The organism is Mesorhizobium sp. ZC-5, from assembly GCF_025753855.1.
Taxonomy (GTDB): Bacteria; Pseudomonadota; Alphaproteobacteria; order Rhizobiales; family Rhizobiaceae; genus Neomesorhizobium.
Genome location: NZ_JAOWPT010000018.1, coordinates 26,230 through 50,134 on the forward strand (window position 1 = coordinate 26,230; position 23,905 = coordinate 50,134).

At 61.4% G+C, this 23,905-nt stretch carries 28 protein-coding genes; 9 read left to right on the forward strand and 19 right to left on the reverse strand.

The window, feature by feature from the left end; translation table 11 throughout:
- Positions 1-14: 14 nt before the first annotated feature.
- Genes rnhA through ispH form a run of 3 tightly spaced genes read right to left on the reverse strand, consistent with a single transcriptional unit; the run spans position 15 to position 2,538 of the window.
- Positions 15-548: a ribonuclease HI gene (rnhA, locus tag OHD58_RS28085; protein WP_263806914.1), complete on the reverse strand. Its 534-nt coding sequence runs from the start codon at positions 546-548 to the stop codon at positions 15-17.
- Positions 545-1,525: a homoserine kinase gene (locus tag OHD58_RS28090; protein ID WP_263806915.1), complete on the reverse strand. Its 981-nt coding sequence runs from the start codon at positions 1,523-1,525 to the stop codon at positions 545-547. The genes rnhA and OHD58_RS28090 overlap by 4 nt, the downstream gene beginning before the upstream one ends.
- Before the next feature lie 2 nt (positions 1,526-1,527).
- On the reverse strand, positions 1,528-2,538 hold the full coding sequence (gene ispH, locus OHD58_RS28095) for a 4-hydroxy-3-methylbut-2-enyl diphosphate reductase (RefSeq protein ID WP_263806916.1): 1,011 nt from the start codon (positions 2,536-2,538) through the stop codon (positions 1,528-1,530).
- 293 nt (positions 2,539-2,831) lie between these two features.
- On the opposite strand from ispH, the gene OHD58_RS28100 reads away from it, so the two are divergent.
- Positions 2,832-4,796 carry an oleate hydratase gene (locus OHD58_RS28100; RefSeq protein WP_263806917.1) on the forward strand — a complete coding sequence of 655 codons (1,965 nt, stop codon included), beginning with the start codon at positions 2,832-2,834 and terminating at the stop codon, positions 4,794-4,796.
- A gap of 35 nt (positions 4,797-4,831) precedes the next feature.
- Here OHD58_RS28100 and OHD58_RS28105 read toward each other — a convergent pair whose 3' ends face one another.
- The 9 genes from OHD58_RS28105 to coxB all read right to left on the reverse strand — a co-directional run bounded on the left by OHD58_RS28105 (position 4,832) and on the right by coxB (position 11,826).
- Entirely contained in the window at positions 4,832-5,575 is a 744-nt protein-coding gene (locus OHD58_RS28105) for an SURF1 family protein (RefSeq protein ID WP_263806986.1), read from the reverse strand.
- Between the two features lie 5 nt (positions 5,576-5,580).
- Entirely contained in the window at positions 5,581-5,967 is a 387-nt protein-coding gene (locus OHD58_RS28110) for a DUF983 domain-containing protein (protein ID WP_263806918.1), read from the reverse strand.
- A 16-nt stretch (positions 5,968-5,983) separates the two neighbouring features.
- Positions 5,984-6,499, reverse strand: coding sequence for a L,D-transpeptidase family protein (locus tag OHD58_RS28115; protein ID WP_263806919.1), 516 nt, complete (start codon positions 6,497-6,499; stop codon positions 5,984-5,986).
- A 67-nt stretch (positions 6,500-6,566) separates the two neighbouring features.
- A complete protein-coding gene (locus OHD58_RS28120) occupies positions 6,567-7,451 on the reverse strand; it encodes a cytochrome c oxidase subunit 3 (protein WP_263806920.1) in 885 nt (294 codons plus the stop codon).
- A 1-nt stretch (position 7,452) separates the two neighbouring features.
- A complete protein-coding gene (locus OHD58_RS28125; protein WP_263806921.1) occupies positions 7,453-8,076 on the reverse strand; it encodes a cytochrome c oxidase assembly protein in 624 nt (207 codons plus the stop codon).
- Between the two features lie 8 nt (positions 8,077-8,084).
- Complete coding sequence (locus OHD58_RS28130; RefSeq protein WP_263806922.1) at positions 8,085-8,228, reverse strand: hypothetical protein; 144 nt, start codon at positions 8,226-8,228, stop codon at positions 8,085-8,087.
- Between the two features lie 18 nt (positions 8,229-8,246).
- The gene (locus OHD58_RS28135; protein WP_263806923.1) at positions 8,247-9,191 is read right to left on the reverse strand and encodes a heme o synthase; all 945 of its coding nucleotides are present in this window, start codon (positions 9,189-9,191) and stop codon (positions 8,247-8,249) included.
- A gap of 77 nt (positions 9,192-9,268) precedes the next feature.
- A complete protein-coding gene (gene ctaD, locus OHD58_RS28140) occupies positions 9,269-10,921 on the reverse strand; it encodes a cytochrome c oxidase subunit I (RefSeq protein ID WP_263806924.1) in 1,653 nt (550 codons plus the stop codon).
- A gap of 38 nt (positions 10,922-10,959) precedes the next feature.
- Positions 10,960-11,826: a cytochrome c oxidase subunit II gene (coxB, locus tag OHD58_RS28145; RefSeq protein ID WP_263806925.1), complete on the reverse strand. Its 867-nt coding sequence runs from the start codon at positions 11,824-11,826 to the stop codon at positions 10,960-10,962.
- Between the two features lie 377 nt (positions 11,827-12,203).
- On the opposite strand from coxB, the gene OHD58_RS28150 reads away from it, so the two are divergent.
- The 4 genes from OHD58_RS28150 (at position 12,204) to OHD58_RS28165 (ending at position 15,450) form a co-directional block, all read left to right on the forward strand.
- Positions 12,204-12,722, forward strand: a complete 519-nt coding sequence (locus OHD58_RS28150; protein WP_263806926.1) for an invasion associated locus B family protein — start codon at positions 12,204-12,206, stop codon at positions 12,720-12,722.
- 77 nt (positions 12,723-12,799) lie between these two features.
- The gene (gene fae / locus OHD58_RS28155; RefSeq protein ID WP_263806927.1) at positions 12,800-13,339 is read left to right on the forward strand and encodes a formaldehyde-activating enzyme; all 540 of its coding nucleotides are present in this window, start codon (positions 12,800-12,802) and stop codon (positions 13,337-13,339) included.
- Between the two features lie 526 nt (positions 13,340-13,865).
- On the forward strand, positions 13,866-14,396 hold the full coding sequence (locus OHD58_RS28160; RefSeq protein WP_263806987.1) for a hypothetical protein: 531 nt from the start codon (positions 13,866-13,868) through the stop codon (positions 14,394-14,396).
- A 904-nt stretch (positions 14,397-15,300) separates the two neighbouring features.
- The gene (locus OHD58_RS28165; protein ID WP_263806928.1) at positions 15,301-15,450 is read left to right on the forward strand and encodes a hypothetical protein; all 150 of its coding nucleotides are present in this window, start codon (positions 15,301-15,303) and stop codon (positions 15,448-15,450) included.
- On the opposite strand, the gene OHD58_RS28170 is transcribed toward OHD58_RS28165, so the two are convergent.
- The 3 genes from OHD58_RS28170 to OHD58_RS28180 form a co-directional block, all read right to left on the reverse strand.
- Positions 15,447-15,947, reverse strand: a complete 501-nt coding sequence (locus OHD58_RS28170; protein ID WP_263806929.1) for a hypothetical protein — start codon at positions 15,945-15,947, stop codon at positions 15,447-15,449. The genes OHD58_RS28165 and OHD58_RS28170 overlap by 4 nt on opposite strands.
- A 334-nt stretch (positions 15,948-16,281) precedes the next feature.
- On the reverse strand, positions 16,282-16,542 hold the full coding sequence (locus tag OHD58_RS28175) for a hypothetical protein (RefSeq protein ID WP_263806930.1): 261 nt from the start codon (positions 16,540-16,542) through the stop codon (positions 16,282-16,284).
- Between the two features lie 75 nt (positions 16,543-16,617).
- Positions 16,618-17,574, reverse strand: a complete 957-nt coding sequence (locus tag OHD58_RS28180; RefSeq protein ID WP_263806931.1) for an IS1595 family transposase — start codon at positions 17,572-17,574, stop codon at positions 16,618-16,620.
- Positions 17,575-17,715: 141 nt separating this feature from the next.
- Here OHD58_RS28180 and OHD58_RS28185 point away from each other — a divergent pair, with 141 nt between their 5' ends.
- The 4 genes from OHD58_RS28185 (at position 17,716) to OHD58_RS28200 (ending at position 20,930) form a co-directional block, all read left to right on the forward strand.
- Positions 17,716-18,192, forward strand: a complete 477-nt coding sequence (locus tag OHD58_RS28185; protein WP_263806932.1) for a hypothetical protein — start codon at positions 17,716-17,718, stop codon at positions 18,190-18,192.
- A gap of 195 nt (positions 18,193-18,387) precedes the next feature.
- Positions 18,388-19,803, forward strand: a complete 1,416-nt coding sequence (gene tldD, locus OHD58_RS28190; RefSeq protein WP_263806933.1) for a metalloprotease TldD — start codon at positions 18,388-18,390, stop codon at positions 19,801-19,803.
- Between the two features lie 33 nt (positions 19,804-19,836).
- The gene (locus tag OHD58_RS28195) at positions 19,837-20,226 is read left to right on the forward strand and encodes a hypothetical protein (RefSeq protein ID WP_263806934.1); all 390 of its coding nucleotides are present in this window, start codon (positions 19,837-19,839) and stop codon (positions 20,224-20,226) included.
- Entirely contained in the window at positions 20,223-20,930 is a 708-nt protein-coding gene (locus OHD58_RS28200; RefSeq protein ID WP_263806935.1) for an NAD-dependent deacylase, read from the forward strand. The genes OHD58_RS28195 and OHD58_RS28200 overlap by 4 nt, the downstream gene beginning before the upstream one ends.
- 6 nt (positions 20,931-20,936) lie before the next feature.
- Here the strand turns inward: OHD58_RS28200 and OHD58_RS28205 are convergent, their stop codons facing one another.
- The 4 genes from OHD58_RS28205 to OHD58_RS28220 form a co-directional block, all read right to left on the reverse strand.
- Entirely contained in the window at positions 20,937-22,178 is a 1,242-nt protein-coding gene (locus OHD58_RS28205; protein WP_263806936.1) for a class I SAM-dependent RNA methyltransferase, read from the reverse strand.
- The gene (locus OHD58_RS28210; RefSeq protein ID WP_263806937.1) at positions 22,175-22,939 is read right to left on the reverse strand and encodes a TlyA family RNA methyltransferase; all 765 of its coding nucleotides are present in this window, start codon (positions 22,937-22,939) and stop codon (positions 22,175-22,177) included. The genes OHD58_RS28205 and OHD58_RS28210 overlap by 4 nt, the downstream gene beginning before the upstream one ends.
- A 42-nt stretch (positions 22,940-22,981) precedes the next feature.
- Positions 22,982-23,275, reverse strand: a complete 294-nt coding sequence (locus OHD58_RS28215; protein WP_263806938.1) for a hypothetical protein — start codon at positions 23,273-23,275, stop codon at positions 22,982-22,984.
- 135 nt (positions 23,276-23,410) lie between these two features.
- A complete protein-coding gene (locus OHD58_RS28220) occupies positions 23,411-23,905 on the reverse strand; it encodes a GNAT family N-acetyltransferase (RefSeq protein ID WP_263806939.1) in 495 nt (164 codons plus the stop codon).

Consider the following 23,905-nt stretch of genomic DNA (forward strand, 5'->3'; position numbering starts at 1 on the left):
TGACGCCGCAGTTTTCAGTAGCTCTGGTTCGAGCGGCGCACCTTCTTCGGCGCGGGCTTGCTGGCCGACGCGTCTGACAGCGGCGCCGCTGGTTTGGCGGGGCTCTTCTTCTGCGGCTTGAACGGCGCCATGCCGAGCCGCGCCAGTTCGTCGGCACGCTCGTTCTCCACGTGGCCGGCGTGACCCTTCACCCAGTGCCACGTCACCTTGTGGCGCCTGTTGGCCTCGTCCAATCCCTGCCAGAGCTCGCCGTTCTTGACCGGTTTCTTGTCCGCCGTCTTCCAGCCGTTTTTCTTCCAGCCGTGGATCCATTTCGAGATCCCGTCCATGACGTATTTGCTGTCGGTGTAGAGATCGACCGTACACGGCTCCTTCAGCGCGTTCAGCCCGGAAATCGCCGCCATCAGTTCCATGCGGTTGTTGGTGGTGACCGCCTCGCCGCCCGAAAGTTCCCTGGTGGTGCCGTTGAAGCGCAGGATCGTGCCCCAGCCCCCCGGGCCGGGATTGCCCGAACAGGCACCGTCGGTGAAAATCTCCACGGACTTCATGCGTCGATACCTTCCACGACAAGCCCGTATTCGAAGGCGGATTTGACCTGCCGGTGGAAACGCATGCGGCGCAGATATTCCAGGGGATCCTTCTTCACGACCAGGCTGCCAGGCGGCACCGTCAGCCAGTCGTAAAGGCGGGTCAGCATGAAACGGAGCGCCGCCCCCCGCGCCAGCACCGGCAGTGCGTCGGCTTCCTGCCGCGACAGCGGCCGTACCGAGGTGTAGCCGTTAAGCATGGCCATGCCCTTCGTCAGGTTGAAGGCGTTGTCCTTCTCGAAACACCAGGCGTTGAGACACACCGCAACGTCGTAGGCGAGCAGGTCGGTGCAGGCGAAATAGAAATCGATGAGGCCGGAAAGCCGGTTGCCGAGGAAAAAGACGTTGTCGGGAAAAAGGTCGGCGTGGATGACGCCGTGCGGAAGCTGCGACGGCCAGTTCGCCTCGAGAAACGCCAGGTCCGTTTCCGTTTCGGCAGCCAGCCCGGGTTCGATCTCGTCGGCGCGGTCGCGCGCGCCGTTCCAGAGCGGCCGCCAGCCGTCGACCGACAAGGCATTGCGGCGAACCATCGAAAAGTCTTCCCCGGCAAGATGCATGCCCGCCAGCGCGGCACCGACGGCGCGGCAATGCTCGACCGTCGGCCGGCGCATCCACATGCCCTCCAGGAATGTCACGATCGCCGCCGGACGTCCGGCGAGTTCGCCGATCGCGCTGCCGTTCCTCTGCTTGACGGGAAGCGGGCAATTGACGCCCTTTTTCCGGAGATGCTCCATCAGATTCACGAAGAAAGGCAGGTCTTCGCGATTCACACGCTTCTCGTAGAGGGTCAGGATGTAGGCGCCGCTCGACGCATGAAGCAGGAAATTGGAGTTCTCGACCCCCTCGGCGATGCCCTTGTAGGAGAGCAATTCGCCGATGTCGTAATTCTTGAGGAAAGCGCCGAGCTCGATCTCGGAAATATCAGTGTAGACCGCCACCGTCAGGCCATTCCGTTGACGAAGGCCATGTCGGCGGCCGTCAGTTCGACATCGCGCAGAACCCGCATGACCGGGAAATCCTCCGTCTCGGTCGCCGTCACCGCCAGTTCGACGGTCACATCGAAGCGAGCGCGAAACGCATTGATGATCTCATCGACGATGATCTCCGGCGCGGAAGCTCCCGCCGAGAGGCCGAGCGTCGAGATATTGGCGATCTCGTCCCATGGAATTTCCGAGGCGCGCTGCACCAGCAGCGACATTTTTGCGCCCGCGCGTTCCGCAACCTCGACAAGCCGCCGCGAGTTGGAAGAATTCGGCGCGCCGACGATCAGAAAGAGGTCTGCGCCGGGTGCTGTCTCCTTCACAGCCTCCTGCCTGTTCGTGGTGGCGTAGCAGATCGATTCGGCGGCCGGCGCCTGCATCTCGGGGAAACGCTCCTGAAGCGCCTTAAGCAGGCCGGCGGTGTCCTCGACCGACAGGGTCGTCTGCGTAACGAAGCCAAGCGCCGACGGATCGGCCGGCTCGAACTCTGCCACATCCGCCTCGGTCTCGATCAGGGTCGCCGCACCCTCGGCCAACTGGCCCATCGTGCCGATCACTTCCGGATGCCCCGCATGGCCGATCAATAGCACATGCCGGCCCAGCCGCTGGTGCCGCATCGCCTGCTTGTGCACCTTGGAGACCAGCGGGCAGGTCGCGTCCAGATAGAAGAGATCGCGCTCCCGCGCATCCTGCGGCACAGACTTCGGTACCCCGTGCGCGGAAAACACCACCGGCGATGCACGATGCTCCGGCGGGATTTCGGAGAGTTCCTCGATGAAGACGGCGCCGAGGTTCTGCAGCCCTTCGACCACGTAGCGGTTGTGCACGATCTCATGGCGGACATAGACCGGCGCGCCATACTTCTTCAGCGCCAGAACGACGATCTGGATCGCCCTGTCGACGCCGGCGCAAAAGCCGCGCGGTTGGCAGAGCCTGATCGTCAGCGGCATTCTGGTGGTTGTTGCGTCCATTCTCTCCGGTGCTCCAAGGCCTTGCGGAAATGAGGTGTGGCGACCCCTTCTGTCAAGGGCGCGCCTCGCCTCGGCAGGTGCCAATCGCGCAATGCGCCTACGGCACCGATTGCGTTTTTAGTGAATACCCGAAGCTGCCCCTAACCTCAAAACGCGATGATGTCGCGGCGCCGGGAACCGCGACTTGACGGAGCAGCAACGGCTCGTCAGGATTTTAGGTACGGATATCCTGCAACCTCAGATTTATCCACAACGCGATCTGGCTGAACAATACGATCCGGAAGGAAGCCGCCATGACCGATACATCCAAGACCGGCAAGACATTCAGGGTCGAGGCAGACACCACCGCCGCCTACTGGCACCACAGCCCCGAAAATACTCTGCCGCCTCCCGATATGATGGGTGCGTACATGCGCAATCGACCCATCCTGGGCGCACCGGTCGAGGGTCGCAAGGCGTGGATCATCGGCAGCGGCATCGCGGGCCTTGCCGCGGCGTTCTACATGATACGCGACGGCGGCATGGCGGGCGAGGACATCATCATCCTGGACACGATGCGGATCGAGGGCGGCTCGCTCGACGGCGCCGGCGATCCCGAAGAAGGCTACATCATCCGCGGCGGCCGCGAGATGAACTGGAACTATGACAATCTGTGGGACATGTTCCAGGACGTGCAGGCGCTCGAATTGCCAGAGGGCTACAGCCTCCTCGACGAATACCGGCTGGTCAACGACAACGATTCGAACTTCTCCAAGGCGCGGCTCATGCACAAGCAAGGCGAGATCCGCGATTTCTCGACGCTGGGCCTTTCCAGGTCCCAGCAGTGGGAACTGATCCGGCTGATGCTGAAGCGCAAGGAGGATCTCGACGACATCACCATCGAGCAATATTTCAGCGCCGGCTTCCTCGAAACCAACTTCTGGTATCTCTGGCGCTCGATGTTCGCATTCGAGAACTGGCAGAGCCTGCTCGAGATGAAGCTCTACATGCACCGGTTCCTCGACGCGATCGACGGACTGACCGACCTGTCCGCCCTCGTGTTCCCAAAGTACAACCAGTACGACAGCTTCGTCCGTCCCCTGGTGAACCATCTGCGCGACCGCGGCGTGAAGGTGCAGTTCGACACGCGCGCCTATGATCTCGACATGACGGTCGAAGGCGATGCACGCACAGTGACCGCAATCCGCGCCAAGGTGGAAGGCAAGGATAAAACCATTGCCGTCGGCCCGAAGGACGTGGTTTTCGCGCTGACCGGGTCGATGACCGAGGGCACCGCCTACGGCGATATGGACAATGCCCCGGTCCTGGAGCGCGGCAAGCATGATCCGGGCGATGCCAGCGACTGGGCACTGTGGAAGAACCTGGCGAAGAAATCGCCCATCTTCGGCAAGCCGGAAAAATTCTACGGCGATATCGACGGCTCGATGTGGGAATCGGTGACACTCACCTGCAAGCCGTCGCCCTTCGTGGAGAAGCTGAAGGAGCTTTCCGTCAACGATCCCTATTCGGGCAAGACGGTGACCGGCGGCATCATCACCTTCACCGACTCGAACTGGGTGATGAGCTTTACCTGCAACCGCCAGCCGCACTTCCCGACACAGCCGAAGGACGTGCTGGTGATCTGGGTCTATGCCCTGCTGATGGACAAGGAGGGCAACCACGTAAAGAAGCCGATGCCGGCTTGCACCGGGCGCGAAATCCTGGCCGAGCTTTGCTACCATCTCGGCATTGAGGACCAGCTTGATGAGGTGGCGGCAAACACGAAGGTACGCCTTGCGCTGATGCCTTACATCACCGCGATGTTCATGCCGCGCGCGGCAGGGGACCGGCCGCATGTGGTGCCCGCGGGCTGCACCAACCTCGGCCTGATGGGACAGTTCGTCGAGACGTCAAACGACATTATCTTCACGATGGACAGTTCGATCCGCACCGCACGGATTGCCGTTTACACGCTGCTCGGCCTGCGCAAGCAGGTCCCGGATATCAGCCCGACGCAGTACGACATCCGCTCGCTCCTCAAGGCCGCACGCGCACTTAACAATGGGGAGCCCTTCCCGGGCGAGCGGCTGCTGCACCGGCTGCTGGACAAGACCTACTATGCCCACATCCTGCCGCCGCTGCCTGAACCGGAGTCCGACAAGCGCGAAACGGCCGAAGGCGAACTGACGCTGCTTGTGGGCAAAGGCAATCAGGCGCTCGGCACTGTGCTCGGCTGGCTGGAGCAGGTTCGCGAAAGCATCAGAGCGCACAAGAGTTGAGGCACGCCTGGTTCAACTGCGTCTGATGCGCCGATTTACACAGCGCGGCGGCGGTAGAGCATGACGCCCATAACGCCCGCCAGCGCGGCGGCAAGCCCGTACCAGGTGATGGCGTATTGCAGGTGGCTGTTGGGCAGGTTGATCATCGTCACCCCGCCCCGAGGCAACCCGCCGGGGTTGGGCCGCGCATCCGCGTCGATTAAGAACGGCAGGACACCCCGGTCGACGTCGAGATCGGACAGGATCGCCATCGCCCGCAAATCCTTCCAGTAGAAGATGTTCTTGTCGGGATCGTTGTCGGGCACCATCATCGACGGCTTTCCGGGCAGCGGATTGCGGGCAAGCCCGGTAATCGTCTGAGGTCCACTGACCTGTCCCTGCTGGCGTGTCTTGGGATCCTTCTGGTCGAAGGGCACGAAGCCGCGATTGACAAAGACGACGCGGCCCGTCTCCAGCCGCAGCGGCGTATAGACGTAGTAGCCGGACGCCCCTTGCCATGTCGCGAAGAAATGGCGCTCGGCATCGTGCATGAATTCGCCGGTGGCAGTCACCGGCGTGTAGTCGACGTCGCCAGTTCTCCCGTACTGCAACTCGACCTCGTTGAGCGACAGCGGCTCCGCGTGGGTTCGCGCCGCAATCGTTGCCAGCAGATCCTGCTTCCACTGCAGGCGCTCCACCTGCCAGGTGCCGAGACCGATCAGGATCATGAAGACGATGCCACCCAGGATGAGCGTAACCCAGGGGAAATGCCTTGCGGCAGGGGTGGTGTCTTCGGCCATGACGCTCACTGCGGCCTGTCCCAGCGGCCCTCTTGTGCCTTGTTCGCGTATTGAAGCGTGATCAGTACGCCCTTGATCAGTCTCAACGCGGGAAGGCAGAGCACCAGGGTAAGCGGTATCCAGAGGAGGAAATGCACCCAGAGCGGCGGGTTGATCGAAACCTCCATCCACAACGCCAAGCCGACGACGATGAAGCCGATGATCAGCATGACGAAGATCGCCGGACCATCGGCGGCGTCGGCGAAGGAATAGTCGAGCCCACAGACCTCGCATTCCTCGCCGACCGTCAAAAACCCGGCAAACAGCTTGCCTTGGCCACAGCGCGGACAGCGCCCCTTGAGGCCTGCCACGATAGGTTCGACGGCCGGCACGGGCGTGTTGTCGTCGCTCATCGCAAACCCCTCGTGGTCATGGGCTGATCTCGATCGGCGTGCCGTCGGCGACCATGTCCCAGATCTCTTTCATCTCGTCGTCGGTGACAGCGATGCAGCCGTTTGTCCAGTCAAACAACTGGGTCAGCCAGGCCCACCAGCTATATCCCTTCGGCTGGCCGTGGATCATGATGTCGCCGCCCGGCGAAACTCCGGCCCTGCGTGCTCGTGCCTTGTCGGCCTTGTCCGGATAGGAGACGTGGATCGATTTGGTGAAGGCGCTTTTCGAGTTCCGCCAGTCGAGAATGTAGCGACCCTCCGGCGTGCGCTCATCGCCTTCCCTTTGCTTGTGCCCGGCCGGATTGGCGCCGAGCGCGACATTATAGGTCCTGAGCACCACGCCATTCGCAAGCAGTTCCAGGCGACGCTCGGACTTGTCGAGGCGGACCAGATCGGCTTTCCCGGCTGTCGCCTCGCCGGCGAAGAACAGCGAAAAAACCAAGGCCCCGAGGGCGCGTATCCGATTGCCCGACATCGCGGGAACTTTACGCATCCATTGCGCCAAAAAAGAGAAGGCGGCCGTGTTGCCACGGCCGCCTGGCATTTCCAATCCACTGGCCTCAATGGCCGTGCGCGATGGTGGCGCCCGACGATGCCCAGACGTAGATCGAGGCAAACAGGAACAGCCACACCACGTCGACGAAGTGCCAATACCAGGCAGCCGCCTCGAAGCCGAAATGCTGCTTCGGCGTGAAGTCGCCGCGCATTGCCCGAAGCAGGCAGACCAGCAGGAAGATCGTTCCGATGAAGACGTGGAAGCCGTGGAAGCCCGTCGCCATGAAGAAGGTGGCGCCGTAGATGGAATCCTTGAAGCCAAACGGCGCGTGAATGTACTCATAGGCCTGCACCATCGAGAACAGCACGCCGAGCGCCACAGTGAGCACGAGGCCCCAAATGAGACCCTTGCGGTCGTCATGCAGCAGCGCATGGTGTGCCCAGGTCACCGTAGTGCCGGACAGGAGCAGGATGATCGTGTTGTAGAGCGGCAGGTGGAAGGGATCGAGAACCTCGACGCCCTTCGGCGGCCAGACGCCGCCGGTGAATTCCGTGCGCATCACCTGATGCACTTCATCGGGGAACAGGCTGGCATCGAAAAATGCCCAGAACCAGGCAACGAAGAACATCACCTCCGAGGCGATGAACATGATCATGCCGTAGCGCAGATGCAGCGACACGACCCTGGTGTGATGACCTTCGTGGGCTTCCTTGATGGTGTCCGACCACCACGAGTACATGGTGTAGAGCACGATCGCGAGGCCGATGAAGAACAGCCAGGGATTAGCAAGGTTGAGGCCGAAGACCGGGAAATCGCCACTCTTCAGATACTGCATCCAGGCGACGCCGCCGAGCGCCATGACCAGTGCGCCGACCGAGCCGATGAACGGCCACGGGCTTGGGTCGATGATGTGGTAGTCGTGGTTCGGTTTTGCGTGTGCGTCAGCCATGTCAGCCCCCGGTGGAGTTCGCTGTTGCTTTCCCGTCTTCCGCCCCTGGCGCAACCGCCACCGGCTTTTCCCCCTCGATCGGGAAGAAGGTGTAGGAGAGCGTGATCGTCTTCAAGTCCTTCAGTTCCGGCACGTCGGCGATGTCTGGATCGACATAGAAGACGACCGGCATGTCGAGCGTCTCGCCCGGCTTCAGCGTGGTGTCGGTGAAGCAGAAACACTCAACCTTGTTGAAATAGGCGCCCGCCATTTCCGGCGTGACGTTGAAAGAGGCGCGGCCGTTGGTCGGCGTGTCGAACAGGTTACGCGCCTTGTAGCCGATCTGCGTCGTTTCGCCGATCTTCATGGTGACGTCGCGCTGCAGCGGCTGGAAATCCCACGGAAGCCCGCCCGAGACATTTGCGTCGAAACGCACGGTGATGGTGCGGTCGAGCACCCTGTCGGAATACTGCTCGACCCGCTGCGTGGTGCCGCCGTAGCCGGTGATCTGGCAGAACATGGCGTAGAGCGGCACGGCGGCATAGGCCATGCCGATCATGCTGGCGAAGAACGCCAGGCACGCCGCGGCCACGACGCGGTTGCTGCGCTCTTTCCCGGGAACCTTGGACGTAGGCTGGCCGCTCATCATGTCACTCACATCGCCCGATCAAGTAGCGCCGGGCCGAACTTCGCGATGCTGCCGAGGTAGACGATAACCACGAACGCGGCGAGCGCGAGCGCGATCGCGATCGAGCGGCTGCGACGTGCTCTCTTCTGACTGTCGGTCAACGTCACCATGTCTTCATCTCGCACCGTTCAGGTTCCCGCCAGCACGATCCAACGCGCCACGAGGCTGTCGGCGAGATAGGCGGCGAAAATACCGAAGAGGTAGAGCAGCGAGTAGGCGAACAGCGCCTTGGCCGGCCGCATCTTCGCGTCGTCTGCCGGCATCGTCAGCACTTTCCAGGCGTACCAGACGAAGCCTGCGCCGAGTACGGCCGCGGCAATGCCATAAGCCGTGCTTGTATAACCAAGGAACCACGGCAGCACGCCAACCGGCGCCACGAGAAGCGCGTAGGCAAATATCTGGCGGCGCGTCGATGCATGTCCGGCGACGTTCGGCATCATCGGAATGCCGGCGCGGCCGTAGTCGTCCGACTTGAACAGCGCCAATGCCCAGAAGTGCGGCGGCGTCCAGAGGAAGATGATCAGGAAGAGAATGACGCTTTCGAGGCTGACTGCGCCCGTCACCGCGGCCCAGCCGATCATCGGCGGGAAGGCTCCGGCAGCGCCGCCGATGACAATGTTCTGCGGCGTCGCGCGCTTCAGCCACATCGTGTAGATGACAGCGTAGAAGAAGATGGTGAAGGCAAGCAGCGCCGCCGCCAGCCAGTTGACCAGCACGCCGAGCGTCATCACCGACAGGAAAGAAAGCACAAGACCGAAAGCCAGCGCCTCACCGGGCTGAACGCGGCCGGCCGGGACCGGCCGCGACGAGGTCCGCGTCATCAAGGCGTCGATGTCGGCGTCATACCACATGTTCAGCGCACCCGACGCACCCGCCCCAACGGCGATGGCCAGGATGGCGATGATCGCGATGAGCGGGTTGACGGCGCCCGGCGTGGCGGCAAGTCCGACAAAGGCCGTGAAGACAACCAGAGACATGACGCGCGGCTTCAGCAGGGCGAAGAAATCGCCCGCCGTCGCTTCCGACATGCGAATGCCGGAATCGTCCAGTCGGTTGTGGTGAACCACGGCCATGCGTACGAGTTCCAGTCTCTCCGTTTGGCCAGGACCGCCAGCCGTTCGCCGACGATCCTGCTGCTAATATGCCGCTATTACTTGATCTTCGGCAACTGTTCCCACTGATGGAACGGCGGCGGCGAAGGCAACTGCCATTCCAGCGTGGTTGCGCCCTCGCCCCACGGGTTGGCGCCGGCGACACGCTTCTTCTGGAATGCCTCGAAGACACCGACCAGGAAGATGATCATGCCGAAGAAGGACAGGTACGATCCGTAGGACGAAACCATGTTCCAGCCGGCGAAGGCATCCGGATAGTCGATGTAGCGGCGCGGCATGCCGGCAAGGCCGAGGAAATGCTGCGGGAAGAAGACCAGGTTCACGCCGACGAACGTCACCCAGAAATGGGTGCGGGCGATGAACGGCGAATACATGTAGCCGGTCATCTTCGGGAACCAGTAGTACCAGGCGGCGAAGATGGCGAACACCGCGCCGAGCGACAGCACGTAGTGGAAGTGGGCCACCACGTAATAGGTGTCGTGCAGCGAACGGTCGAGACCGGCATTGGCAAGCTGGACGCCGGTGACGCCGCCGACGGTGAACAGGAAGATGAAGCCGATCGCCCACAGCATCGGCGTGCGCATCGTGATCGAGCCGCCCCACATGGTGGCGATCCAGGAGAAGATCTTCACGCCGGTCGGCACCGCGATCACCATCGTGGCGAACACGAAGTAGCGCTGCGTGTCGAGCGACAGGCCGGTCGTGTACATGTGGTGCGCCCACACCACGAAGCCGACCGCGCCGATGGCGACCATCGCATAGGCCATGCCGAGATATCCGAAGATCGGCTTCTTCGAGAAGGTCGACACGATGTGGCTGACGATGCCGAACCCGGGCAGGATCAGGATGTAGACTTCCGGGTGGCCGAAGAACCAGAACAGGTGCTGGAACAGGATCGGATCACCGCCGCCTTCCGGCGCGAAGAAGGTCGTGCCGAAATTGCGGTCGGTCAAAAGCATGGTGATGCCGCCAGCCAGCACGGGCAGCGACAACAGCAGCAGGAAGGCGGTGATCAGCACCGACCAGGCAAACAGCGGCATCTTGTGCAGGGTCATGCCCGGCGCACGCATGTTGAAGATGGTGGTGATGAAGTTGATGGCGCCGAGGATCGACGACGCGCCGGCGATATGCAGCGACAGGATCGCCAGGTCCATCGCCGGACCGGGCTGGCCTGATGTCGAAAGCGGCGGATAGATCGTCCAGCCGCCGCCGACACCATAGGCACCGGGAGCGCTCGGCATGAAAGCCGACAGGATGAGCAGGAAGAAAGCCGGCGGCAGCAGCCAGAACGAGATGTTGTTCATGCGCGGGAATGCCATGTCCGGCGCGCCGATCATAATCGGCACCATCCAGTTGGCGAAGCCGCCGATCAGCGCCGGCATCACCATGAAGAAGATCATGATGAGCGCATGCGCGGTGGTGAAGGCGTTGTACATCGACTTGCCGCCGTCGATGGCGGCATCGCCGTTCAGCCCATAGACCATCTGCGCCAGACCGGTGAAGATCTGGATGCCCGGCTCCTGCAGTTCCATGCGCATGACGACCGACAAGGCGGCGCCAATGATGCCCGCAATGATTGCGAAGATCAGGTAGAGCGTGCCGATATCCTTGTGGTTCGTGGAATAAACCCAGCGAACCCAGCCGTGATACGGCTTGTGGTCGTGGTCGTCGTGAGCTGCCGCGCCTGCCATGTTCCGCTCCGTTCCTTATTCCTGTCCGGTCCGCCGCATCAATTGCCGGCGGCCGCCACGTTCCGGTTGCCGTCGACTGCCGCCATCAGCGCCTTGTTGGCGCCGTTGAGATCGGTCTTGGCCGCGGTGAACCAGGTATTGTACTGCGCATCCGAAACGACCCGGATCGCGATCGGCATATAAGCGTGGTCCTTGCCGCACAGCTCGGAGCACTGGCCGTAATAGAGGCCTTCCTTCTTAGCCTTGAACCAGATTTCGTTGACGCGGCCCGGCACCGCATCGGTCTTCACGCCGAAGGCGGGCATCGCGAACGCATGCATCACGTCGGCCGCTGTCACCAGAACGCGCACGGTCGTGTCGACCGGCACGACGACTTCGTTGTCGACGGCCAGCAGCCGTGGAAAGACACCGAGGTCTTCCTTTCCGGCAGCGGCGCGAGCGTCGTCAGCAAGCAGCGCCGAATTGAAGGAAAGCGGCTCCTCGACCTGGTATTCGTAGTCCCAGTTCCACTGGTTGCCGGTCGCCTTGATCGTCAGCTTGGGCTCTTCCGGCGGCGTGTACTGCGCGGTCAGCAGCTGGAAGGACGGAATGGCGAGGAACAGCAGGATGACCACCGGTCCGACCGTCCAGATCACCTCGATCAGGGTGTTGTGGCTGGTCCGGGAGGGGACGGGATTGACGCTCGCGCGAAACCTGAAAATGCACCAGCCAAGCAGCGCCAGCACCAGTAGCGTGATCGGAATGATGAACCAGAGCGTGTAGCGCTCGAACCACTCGATCTGTTCCATGATGCCGGTGGCGGCCTCCTGGAAACGCCACTGCCATGGCCTCGGCTGGTCGGCAAAGGCAACAGCGGTCGTGAAGAACGCGGCTAGAGCAGTGGCGCCAGCAAAGATTTTCTTCATCGCCCTCTTCATCTCCCAATTCAACGCGGCGAAACGTACCCGCGAACGTGGAATGACACCGGAACGGGAATCCCGGAGCCTGTTGCGGCGTTCAAACCATACTCTCTTTCCGACCGCAAGAAAGGAGCGGCGGAAACCATGCGGCATTTTTGCGCGCGAGGCCGTCGCTTGACGAAAGCACGAGGGCGCCCATCTCTGCCGCGGCGGGCAGGCATGCCGCCGTCGTGGCGCCGAGCCGCTGGATTTGGCCGCAATTCAGGCGGATTTTCGTGACGAATGTCGTGGAAACTCGCCATTTGCACAGGCTTCTGTCGATTGCCTGTTCTTTCACTTGCCATGGTCGCGGTCTAGAGTGCCGTGATTCGCACGGAGCCACCATGAAATTCAGGCTTTTTAGATCGTCGGCAGCAGCCGTTCTCCTTGCCGCAACCACCGCGCTGGCGTTTCCCGCCCATGCGCAGCAGCAGACCGGCACGGTAAAGTCCACGCATGGAGCGTGGTCGATCATCTGCGACACGCCGGCCGGAGCGACAGCCGAGCAATGCGCGATGATGCAGAATGTGGTCGCCGAGGACCGTCCCGAAATCGGCCTGTCGGTCGTCGTCCTGCGTACAGCCGACAACAAGGCGGAAATCCTGCGCGTGCTGGCGCCGCTCGGCGTGCTTTTGCCCAACGGACTTGGCCTGAACGTTGACGGCAAGGACATCGGCCGCGCCTATTTCGTGCGCTGCTTTGCCGACGGCTGCTACGCCGAGGTCATCCTCGAGAAACCGCTGCTCGACACGCTGAAGACCGGCAAGGCCGCCACCTTCATCGTCTTCCAGACGCCCGAGGAAGGCGTCGGCATCCCCGTCGACCTCAACGGTTTCGGCCCAGGTTTCGAAGCGCTGCCGTAAGCAGTTGCCCCATCGCGGCAACCGGGAATTCCGGTTTCGACGGCTCGCATCCCATCTCAAGATCACGGAGATATCTGATGACTGACATCTGGCTGCGCACCGGCGAAGCGACCGTACTGGCTGCCGAGGGCCAGGCCACCGATGCCATGCCCGAGGTCGTGATCGGCTCGATCCGCGGGCCGGTCGGCCAGGCGTTTGCCTCGATGATGGGCCAGGTGAAGGGCCACACGCGCATGTTCGTCGTGCGCGACCTCAATCAGGCGGTCAAGCCGGCGACGATGATGACCACCAAGGTCACCATCAAGAACATGGCCTATGCCGAACTGCTCGGAGGCGTTGTGCAGGCAGCCATGGGCGACGCGATCGTCGACTGCCTGGCGGAAGGCATCCTGCCGCGCGATCAGACGGACGAGCTGTGCATGATCATCACCGTCTGGCTCGATCCGCGCTGCGCCGACGACGAAAACCTCGACCGGAAGGATCTCTACCGGACCAATTACGATGCCACGAAGCTCGCCATTTCCCGCGCCATGAAGGGTGAGCCGACCGTCGATGAACTGATCGCCAACCGCAAGACGGTGAAGCATTACGCTCTGGACGGCGTGATCGACTATTGAGACGCCCGGCATTTTTGCTCGGAAGTTCAGAGCGGCGGCCTGAACCACGCCCTGTTTCGAACCTCTCCATTTAACCCCTCTCCGTCTCGCTGACGGCGGCTTTGCCGCTGGGCTCGACACCTCTCCCCAGAGGGGCAGTGCAATCGCATATGGAAACTTCGCTATTCAGTAGCAACAGCCACCAAGGCCGCATTCGACCTCATTGTTGTCGTTCACCCAGCTGCACCAATCACCCGCATCCAGCATAGCCGCAACTCAATATGGGCGATCGGAACGGAGCTACACGGGCATCATGACCAGGGATTGCGTCCTGGCAGAATTGCCCTGGTACGCGCCTGAACTTGAAATCAGCCATTCGAAAATCCGTTGTTTGAGTACGAGCTACGGCTGGCCATATTTGCGGAAGTGAGAGTACATCTGGGAAAGGGTCGCGCGGAGTGAGTACATGTGTATGCTAGATCATCGATCGAGGTGGAGTGTCCTGCGGCGATTAGGAAACTCGCCCGTTGCTACGGCGACTATTGCGGTGCCCTTGGTAGGTTACCTCCTGCTCTTCAACGCGGAAATCGTAAAATATCTTAGCCTACATACTGATTTTTGCCGGGCGGCCAATTGTGCTCCATCGCTGCGGCTTCTGTTGCTCTATCTCGGCGCCTGTTCGATCGCGATAGGTGCGGCGCTGTACGGCCTGAGATGTCCGTCACTCATTAAAAAGTACGATTCGGCCGCCGCGTTTTTTGACGCTGAGAAAGCCTATTTCAGCCAACCTCGAAACCACGACTATCTGCTAAAACTAATCAAATTAGGAACTGAGACCGAGCCGCTTGCTAACGACGCGCCGGAATTTAGCTACGACGGCGCAAGACGGGATATCGATCCGAATAGCTTGGCGGATCCAATGGGAGAGCTATACCGGCTCCTCAATGTCTCGCATCCGAAAAGCAGGCGGGCCGTACTCCTATCCTATAGCCTCGGCATCTTGTTGCTTCTTGTCCCCAGCGTGATGACGTTCGGCCAGGTGTTAGCGGCCTTCAATTGGGGCAGATCAGCCTTGTAGCTTCCGGTATGTTCGATCTGGTCGTTAACTGAATGGCCGCTTCCCCAACTTAGGCGCTTAGAAGCAGCCCAGCAGGAATCCACCCCATTGCGGCCATTGGCTGACCGTGATGCAGACCTGGTAGCGGCTGCTACCTAATGGCGGGAAACTTGAAGCTCGCGGTCGGCTTCATACCCCCACCCCTCCCCTCAAGGGGGAGGGGGACTGTTAACCGCCGTTTCGATCGGAAACCTCCAAGGTTGGCGGTGTAAGGACAGCCCGCCAAGTCCCGCTCCCCCTTGAGGGGAGGGGTTAGGGGTGGGGGTAAATTCCTGACCAAGGGGCGAGGAACCCAGGTTGGACCAGCGCTTGCGTTTCAGAACTGGAGTTTCTCGCCCTTTGGGGCGAGGTGGCCCGAAGGGTCGGAGAGGGGTCATAGCAAGCAGACCGGCTCGATATGTCGGCATCCCGTCAGGAATAATTTCCTAATTATATACGTGACAAAGTATGGGTGATTCGGTTAGAGTGGCATTTGCGTGACAGGCCGGGTTTTTGGAATTGGAGTATGCGTTTTCGCCTAATTGGCGGTTCACAAATTTGCGGACTCGCATATTGTGGAAAGAATGGAGACGGTGGGGATCGAACCCACGGGAGCAAGGTCGGAAATCTAGCCGCCCGTAACCATACCGTCCCCAATACGACTGCCCCGCGATGGATCGGGGCAGAAGGCACCCGCAAAGTTGCCGGGTACGCCAGCCAGCGAGCCGATTGGGCGGGTGTGTGCGCCGTAGGAAGTGATCGCACCCCTCCATCGCGCTGGCCTAACAACCAAAGGCGACTCGTTTTGGTGCGTCAAGGATTCGTTTCTGGTAAGAAACGTGACCCCAATATCTTGTGTGTCACTAATGTGGATAACGGGTAGAACATGCCGGAATCCGACGAAAAGAAGTTCAACGAGACGCTAAAGCGGATGCTTAAGACGCCGCCGACGCCGCACGCTGAAGGCGCAAAATCAAAAAAGGGAAAAGCTACACCGAAAAAGAAGAAGCCCGCACGTGGCGGGCTTCAAGGCTAAGCGCATAACCGCGCTTCTTTGTGATGTTCATCCTCCAAAGCGGCATTTGTGTCGCGAAGGATTTCGGCCTGACGAACAACCTCATCCGAGATTTGTTTTCGCCCACGCAACCATTTAGCAACGTTGGTCCAATCCCAAAGAGGACTGTCTGTCGTCACTCGCGCTATGGGCAGGGGAAAGTCCTTGCCCCTTTCGCCCTTAGCGTACTGCGTAATTGCAGCGCGCGTCAGTCCGGCCCGCTCGGCTATCTCGGAAAGGCTAACGAGATAGTCTGGCTCGACACGTTCCACAGATGCTCCGGCAGCCTTAACGTTCTCCACAGCCGAGTTTACAGCATCCACTAGCGTTTCCGCTTGGCGCGCAAACTGGAGAATGATGGCGCCTCGCGCAAAAGCGATGGTCGCATCATCACAACCGGCTTCGAAAAACCGGTCTTCGAAATCGTCCGCCTCATGGTCTAGTCCCGAGGCTACAATCGAAAATTCAAACGTCTTCATTCTTCGCCTCCTTCCTTAACGTGAGCGCATCGTTTCCCGTGGCCAATCAATTGCTTTGCATGGTCTTCCGGCATTTTGGGTGTAGACCAAACCGATACCTGGCAACCGGATCGATCGTGTTGTGCACACAGCATTCGACCCCACGCATGGGCACTTTTGCCGGGCTTTTTCCATGACCATCCAAGGCTTTCAAGATGAGATACAGCGGCCTCAATTTCCTTATTAGGATGCTTGGGGCGGGCACTCATTCGACCGTCACCAAAATGGTACGACTGTTAACGGATGTCAACACTATAGGTTCCGATTCGTGAATTTAGCGTGAATTGTCTTTGGGTCAGTCAGACAAAAATGGCTTTCCTTGACCCGTAAATTTACTGAATCCGGTGAGGTATTCCCTTGTCCAAGATAGCAACTCCAATTCTTGAATCACGTCCCCCTCGGTGTTGTCGCGAAGCTCAGAATATGCCCGGCGTAGCCGTTCTAAAAAACGCTCTTCAAAGGATGGATCTGATTCATTTAGAGTTTGAACGACGCAAGCAGCGAGGATTGCCACCCCCCTCTTTGCACGATGTAGATCAGTTGTTTGGCCGGTCATAAAACAGTCCCCTCCAGTTTTTCGAAGGGACACTAGCTCTTTTTTCGCAGCCTTAGGAGTCGGCGTGCTTTTTGTTTAGGCGTGATCGGCTTCACCAATCCGCCGATAGGTCAAACGCTTTCCTTCGATCATGGCAAGCAACTGGTCGTGGCGCTCGTTGTCTGACACTTTGAGAGCCGTGCGGCGATTGTAGCGGAAATCGAACTCGGCAAGGTAGCGATGCAAATGTGCTTCGCCGCAATGCTGATAAACGCCGATCATGCCACGCTTGAAAACTGAAAACACGCCTTCAATCGTATTGGTATGGACAACGCGGTCTGCCTCGTAGCGAACGTATTCGCCGCCAGTGTGCTTGACGGTGGCGTGGTCCGCGAACTCTTTGCCGGTGAAGGTGTAGAAATTGGACTCATCGGTGAAGAGCGTGGATTTGCGGTCGGCGTTGCGCACCAGAACATCGCGAACAGACGCCGTGGTAGCGCGGTCGACATGGAACATACGGGCTTTGCCGCCACGCTCAACCAGAGCCACGATTGAGCGCTTGGAAGAGTTGGAAGGCTTGCCGCGAATGGTTCGTTTCTTAACCGTATCCTTGGGTCCGAAATAGGTTTCGTCGGCTTCGACGGTTTTGCCTTCGCCACCCAAAGGACCGGCTGACTTCACGTCCTCCTTCATGGCTTCGCGGATGCGATGAGCCATGAACCAAGCGGTTTTGTAGGTGACGCCCAACATGCGGTGGAGCTGGTGCGAGGACATGCCTTTCTTTGACGAGGAAAGCAGGAATGTCGCCAGCAACCACTTGTTCAAGGCAATCTTGGAACGCTCGAACACGGTGCCAACGGTAACGGTGAACTGTTCACGGCACTCCATGCAGTTGTACAGGCCGGGGCGATGAGCCTTGCCTTCCATCTTAGTGATGCGGGTTGCGTCGGCGTTGCCGCAATGCGGGCAGTTAGGGCCATGCGGCCAACGCTGCGCTTCAAGATGAATGCGGGCTGCGTCTGCGTCCTGAAAGATTGCGTGGTCGAGGTTCATTGAAGTTCGCTCCGTTGTCCTTTTTATCGGACATTCGGGCGTACTTTGTCAAGTATATAATTGGGAATAATTTCCTCAAATCAATCCACCCCCTCTCGGCCTCCCTCATAATAAACGCCATGTAACCGGAGCGAGGCGGAGATGGACTGGAGCGCGGCGATCGAGAGGGAAAGGCAGGTGCTGAAGCGCATCGTCGCACTGTTCTGCGCCCTCGCCGCCCTGTGCGACCGCATCTGCACCCGGTCGCGTCCGGCGCGGCGCCTTGTCCTGTGGATTTTGCGACCGGCCGAAGCCGCCGCGCTGGAGCGCATCGCCGAGGCCGGGCCGGCGCCTTTGGCCCTGCTGTGGCAGCGCGGCGACAGTCTCGCCGAGGCCAGGCGGCTTTCCCGCTGCTTCCGGGCGGCGGCGCGTGCGGTGAAGCGCGAAATCGAGGCACTGGACAGGTGCGGGGCCGGCGCCATGCGCCGCGGCTGCGCGGCTTTATTCGGAGCTTCGTTCGGCCGCCGCTTCGCCGGCCGCGATCGTCCGCTCCGCAACCTCGCCCCGGCAACAGCCGGGCTGTCGCGCTACCCTTCCGCACCTGGGCCGCCGATGCCGGAACGCCTCGACACGTCCTGATCGAGGCCGGATTCCGAAAGGTCGCCTCCAAATCCGCTCCGCACAGCCGTGTCGGCGCGCGTTGGCGCATGGGCGGCCGACTCACCCACATCCTGTCCAATGCAATACGGCTTAATTTCGAGATTTTGCGCCGCCGATCTGGAAGCGGAAGAGAATGGGACATAGATTACTGGCTTCCACAAACATGAGAGCCGGATGACCCCTTCCCTCACCGCCCAATTCGATATTTCCGACGACCGCATCCGCCGTATCGTTGCCGACACGATCAACGGTGCCGACGATGGCGAACTCTATCTGGAATCCAGCCAGAGCGAGTCGCTGATGTTCGACAACGGTCGCCTGAAAACCGCGAACTTCAATACGGACCAGGGGTTTGGACTGCGGGCGGTGGCCGGCGAGGCCACCGGTTATGCGCATTCGAGCGAATTGTCGGAAGCCGCATTGTTGCGCGCTTCGGACGCGGTTTCCGCCGTCAAGGGCGGCTATTCGGGAACGCTTGCCGCGGCCCCCGCACGCACCAACCGCCATCTCTATGGCGAGGAAAACCCGATCGGTTCACCGTCCTTCGAGGAAAAAGCCAGGCTTTTGCAGGAAATCGACGCCTTCCTGCGCGGCAAGGATCCGCGCGTCCGCCAGGTTACCGCCTCGCTCGCTTCATCATGGCAGCACATCGAGATCCTGCGCGCCGACGGACAGGTGGTGCGCGACGTGCGTCCGTTGGTGCGCATGAATGTCGCAGTGGTCGTCGGCGACGGCGACCGCCAGGAGACCGGCTCCCACGGCATGGGCGGACGCAAGGGTTTCGGCGAGTTCGTCGCCGAGGATTCCTGGAAATTCGCCGCCGACGAGGCGTTGCGTCAGGCGCTGGTCAATCTCGAGGCCATCCCCGCCCCCGCCGGCACGTTCGACATCGTTCTGTCGGCAGGCTGGCCCGGCGTCATGCTGCACGAGGCGGTCGGACACGGGCTGGAGGGCGACTTCAACCGCAAAAAGACCTCCGCCTTCGCCGGACTGCTCGGCCAACAGGTCGCATCGAAGGGCGTGACGGTCGTCGACGACGGGACCATCAACGAGCGGCGCGGCTCGCTCACCATCGACGACGAGGGCACGCCGACCAATCGCACCGTGCTGATCGACGACGGCAAGCTCGTCGGTTACATGCAGGACCGCCAGAACGCCCGGCTGATGGGCATGGACCCGACCGGCAACGGCCGCCGCGAATCCTATGCGCACCAGCCGATGCCGCGGATGACCAACACCTACATGACCTCCGGCGACAAGACGCCCGAAGAAATCATCGCGTCGGTGCAGAAAGGCATCTACGCGGTTTCCTTCGGCGGTGGTCAGGTCGACATCACTTCGGGCAAATTCGTCTTCGGCTGCACCGAGGCCTACATGATCGAGAACGGCAAGGTCACGCAGCCGATCAAGGGGGCCATGCTGATCGGCAACGGACCTGATGCCATGCACCGTGTCTCGATGATCGGCAACGACATGAAGCTCGACACCGGCATCGGCATGTGCGGCAAGGCCGGACAGGGCGTGCCGGTTGGAGTCGGCCAGCCGCATCTGCGCATGAATCAGATGACAGTCGGCGGCACGCGGGCCTAGATACCCTTTCGGTGATTCACCGGGAGCTTAGAGATGACCGCTTCGCCCTTGATCGACCAGCGTTTTGTCGCCGGTTTTTTACTTGGCCCGCTGCTCGGCGCCTTTCTCTATGCGGCGATCGTCGGCGTCTTCGCGGGTAGCGGTTCGGAGGGGTTCTGGTTCTACCTGGCGACGTCGCTCGCCTATGGCTACGCCGCCAGCCTGCTCATGCTTTTGCCGGCTTTCCTGCTGCTCAGGCAGTTCCGGCTCGACAACTGGCTGACCTGCGCCGCGGTGGGGCTGGTCGCCGGCTTCATCTTCTATCTGATCGTCTTCCACCTGCCGGCGACGTCTTCCAACTTGAACGCGCTGATGCTTTTCGGGGTCATGCCTTTCCTGTTCATCGCCTGCTCCATCCGGTTGATCGCGGGCAAGCGGGTTTGAGGCGGTTCGAACGGATTGTCGTGCTCACCGGTGCCGGCATTTCGGCCGAATCGGGCGTCGATACGTTCCGCGACAAAGACGGCATCTGGTCGAAGATCGACTATCGCGACGTGGCGACACCACAAGGTTTCGAGCGAAACCCCGGCCTGGTGCACGATTTCTACAATCAGCGAAGACGCGGCATGGCCGGCGTCGAGCCGAACGCCGCCCACTTCGCCCTGGCAGAGCTGGAGCGAGAGTTTCATGCGCATTTCCTGCTGGTCACGCAGAACATCGACGATCTGCACGAACGCGCCGGCTCGCGCCAACTCATCCACATGCACGGCGAACTGGCCAAGGCGCTGTGCATGAATTGCGGCAGCCGCCATGAATGGCGCGACGACCTTTCGACTTCGGTGCCCTGCCCGGCCTGCCACCACACCGGCCTGATGCGCCCCGATGTCGTCTGGTTCGGCGAGTTCCCCTATCAAATGGACGAGATCGAGGCTGCTCTCGGTACTTGCGACCTGTTCGTCTCGATCGGCACCAGCGGCAACGTCTATCCGGCTGCGGGCTTCGTCGAGGAGGCACGCAGCGCCGGCGCCTACACCGTCGAACTCAACCTCGAACCTTCCGGAGGGCGCAACCTGTTCGCCGAGGCGATCCATGGCCGCGCAACCGAGATCGTCCCGGCTTTCGCAAAACAACTGCTCGGATCGGGATAGAAACGCTCAGCGTCTTTTCCGCGGTTTCTCCAGCAGCGCCACGGCCTCGACATGCGGCGACCACAAGAACTGGTCGACCGGCGTCACGCTTTTGAGCCGGTAACCGCCGCCGATCAGGATAGCGAGGTCCCGGGCCAGCGTTGCCGGGTTGCACGAAACCGCCGCCACCAGGGGAATATCCGAGCGGGCGATCTGTTTCGACTGGTCTTCGGCGCCGGCACGCGGCGGATCGAACACCAGCCCGTCGAAGGCGTTCAGTTCCTTGAAGGTCAGCGGCCGGCGGAACAGATCACGCCGCTCGGCGATCACGCGTTTCAGACCCGTTCCAAAGCGGAAACCGCGATCGAGCGCGGCAAGGGCGGCGCCATCGCCCTCCACCGCGTGCACCTCCGCCTTTTTCGCCAGCCGCAGCGCAAAGGCGCCGGAACCGGCAAACAGGTCGGCGATCTTTTTGGCTTTGGCGAGATGGCCGGCGACAAGTTCCACCATCGCGTTTTCCGCAGCCGCGACCGCCTGCAGGAACCCGCCCGGCGGCGGCGAAACCGATACGTCCCCGAAAAAGACCGCCGGCTTCCTCGGTTCGACGATGATCTCGCCATCGACCGAGAGCCTGGCCAGACCTTCGCGCGCGACGAAATCCGACGCCATTATGCGGGCAGCGCCGACAAGCTCGCCCGAATCCGTTGCGGCGATATCGAGGCCGGACGCTGTCTGCGTCACCGACAGATGGAACGGCTTCGCCGTCTTGCAGATCAGCCCGCCCAGCGCCTTCAGCGTCCCGAGTGCGGCGACGATCTCCGGCACGGCGATCGGGCACTCCTCGATGTCGGTGATCGTATGAGAATGGGCACGGTTGTAACCGAGTTGCATGCCGGTCTCGGTGCGGCGCGCCGAAAGAGTGACACGCCGCCGCGACGCCGGCGGGCATGGGATCGTCGCGGCGACATCCGCCTCGATCCGCTCGCGCTTGAGCGCTTCGACGACCTTGTCGCGTTTCCAGTCATTGTACGCGCCCGCTTCCAGGTGCTGAACCGCACAGCCACCGCATTCGCCGAAATGACGGCAGGCCGGCTCGACCCGCAGCGGCGACGGCTCCAGCACGGCCATCAGCGTGGCGCGATCCTTCTCGCGCGCCGCGGTCACCACTTCGCCCGGCAGCGTGAACGGCACGAAGACCGGACCGGTTTCGGTGTTGGCGATACCGTCACCCTGCGCGCCGAAGCGGTCGATGGTGAAACGGCTGCTCATCGGTCCTTGATCCCGGCAAGGAGGAATTCGCGGTTGCCGTCGCCGCCTTCGATCGGCGACGAACTAATGCCAAGCGCACGCCAGCCCGGAAACGCATCGAGCCACTGTCGCCGTTCCTCCGCGATTCTTGGGCCCTCGGCGGGATCGCGCAGCAGCCCTCCCTTGCCGATGGCGTCACGCCCGGCCTCGAACTGCGGCTTGACCAGGAAGATCCCGCGCGCACCTTGTGCGGCGAGGTCGAGCGCTGGCGGCAATGCCAGCGTCAGCGAGATGAAGCTGACATCGGAAACCAGCAAGTCCGGCCGTCGGCCAACAAGATGATCCAAGCTCAAGTCGCGGGCGTTCAGGCCTTCGATACAGGTGACGCGGGGATCTGCCTTCAACGCCGCATCCAACTGACCGTGGCCGACGTCGAGCGCTACGACATACGCGGCGTCGCGCTCCAGCAAAACCTGCGTGAACCCTCCAGTGGAGGCGCCGATGTCAAGCGCACGGCAGCCGGCAGGATCGAAACCGAAATGATCGAGCCCGGCGATCAGCTTCAGCGCGGCGCGCGACACATAGCCTTGCGCCGGGTCATCAACGGCAATCGCAGCCGTCGCCGCGACCGCCTGTCCCGGCTTGGCGGCGGCACGGCCGTCGACCGTGACGGTGCCGCGCTCAACCGCGTCGCGGGCGCGAGACCGGCTGGCGAAGAGGCCACGGCTTACGAGCAATTCGTCAAGTCTCAGGCGCTGGTTAGTGGATTGGCCGGCTTTCATCGGCCTTCATTGAAGAAAGCCGGCGGCGAATGCAAGAAGCCCTCAGTAAGTGCTTGCGGCCAGCCGCAGCGGCAGGGGTGCCGTCATCAGGCTGCTTGCCGCGGCATTCCAGGCACGTTCATTATCCAGGGCAACCAGCAGCGGGCCGACATCCGCCTTCAACGGCCCCCTGATATCGCCGATCCTGCCCGCAACGATGCGCATAACCGCCTGCTCCAGCTTGCGGTCGTAGGATGGACGCTCGAAAATATCGATCTTCCTGCGCGGCATTTCACCAGCCAACACCGGCGTGGCCGCGCAAGACGCGATCAGCGCGAACATCGCCGGTTTTCTCATGCCGCAGTGCTCCCTTGCCCGGAAGCACTATTACGTACCGCCAGCTAAGGAACGACCAAGAGAAACGGTAAGCAAACCGCCAAAATTCAGCGTAAACAAAGTTTTAGAACCGACAACTTGGAGCAATCCATAGGCTTAACCTGCAGCCCACTCCGAACGGAGGATGGACATGATCAGTTCGTCGCGGTGGCGGCCGCCAAAATAGGCGCTGCCGCGAGCCACGCCTTCAGCCCCGAAGCCAGCGGCTTCATAGGCGCGGCGACCGCGAACGTTTTCTGGAAACACGCCAAGCCACAGGCGATAGGCATCCGTTCCGTTGAAGACGGCTTCTACCAGTGCGCCAAGCAGCGCCCGACCATGACCACGGTTCGGATCGCACACGGCAACGCGTTTGATGAGCGTCATTTTCTCCGGTGACGCCCAATCACGAACAATGGCGAATCCTACGGGCTGATCCGCAATCCTCGCGATGAAATAGGCGTGACGTCCATCCGACAAGGCCGCCCGGTGACGCGCTTCATCCCAGCGTCCCACCAGTTCCTCATAGCCCTCCAGCCGCTCCGTCGCCATGACGAACGGCAGTTCGACCTCAGTCGCCCTGAAGAGCTCGAGGCTGGAATCGGCTGCCAT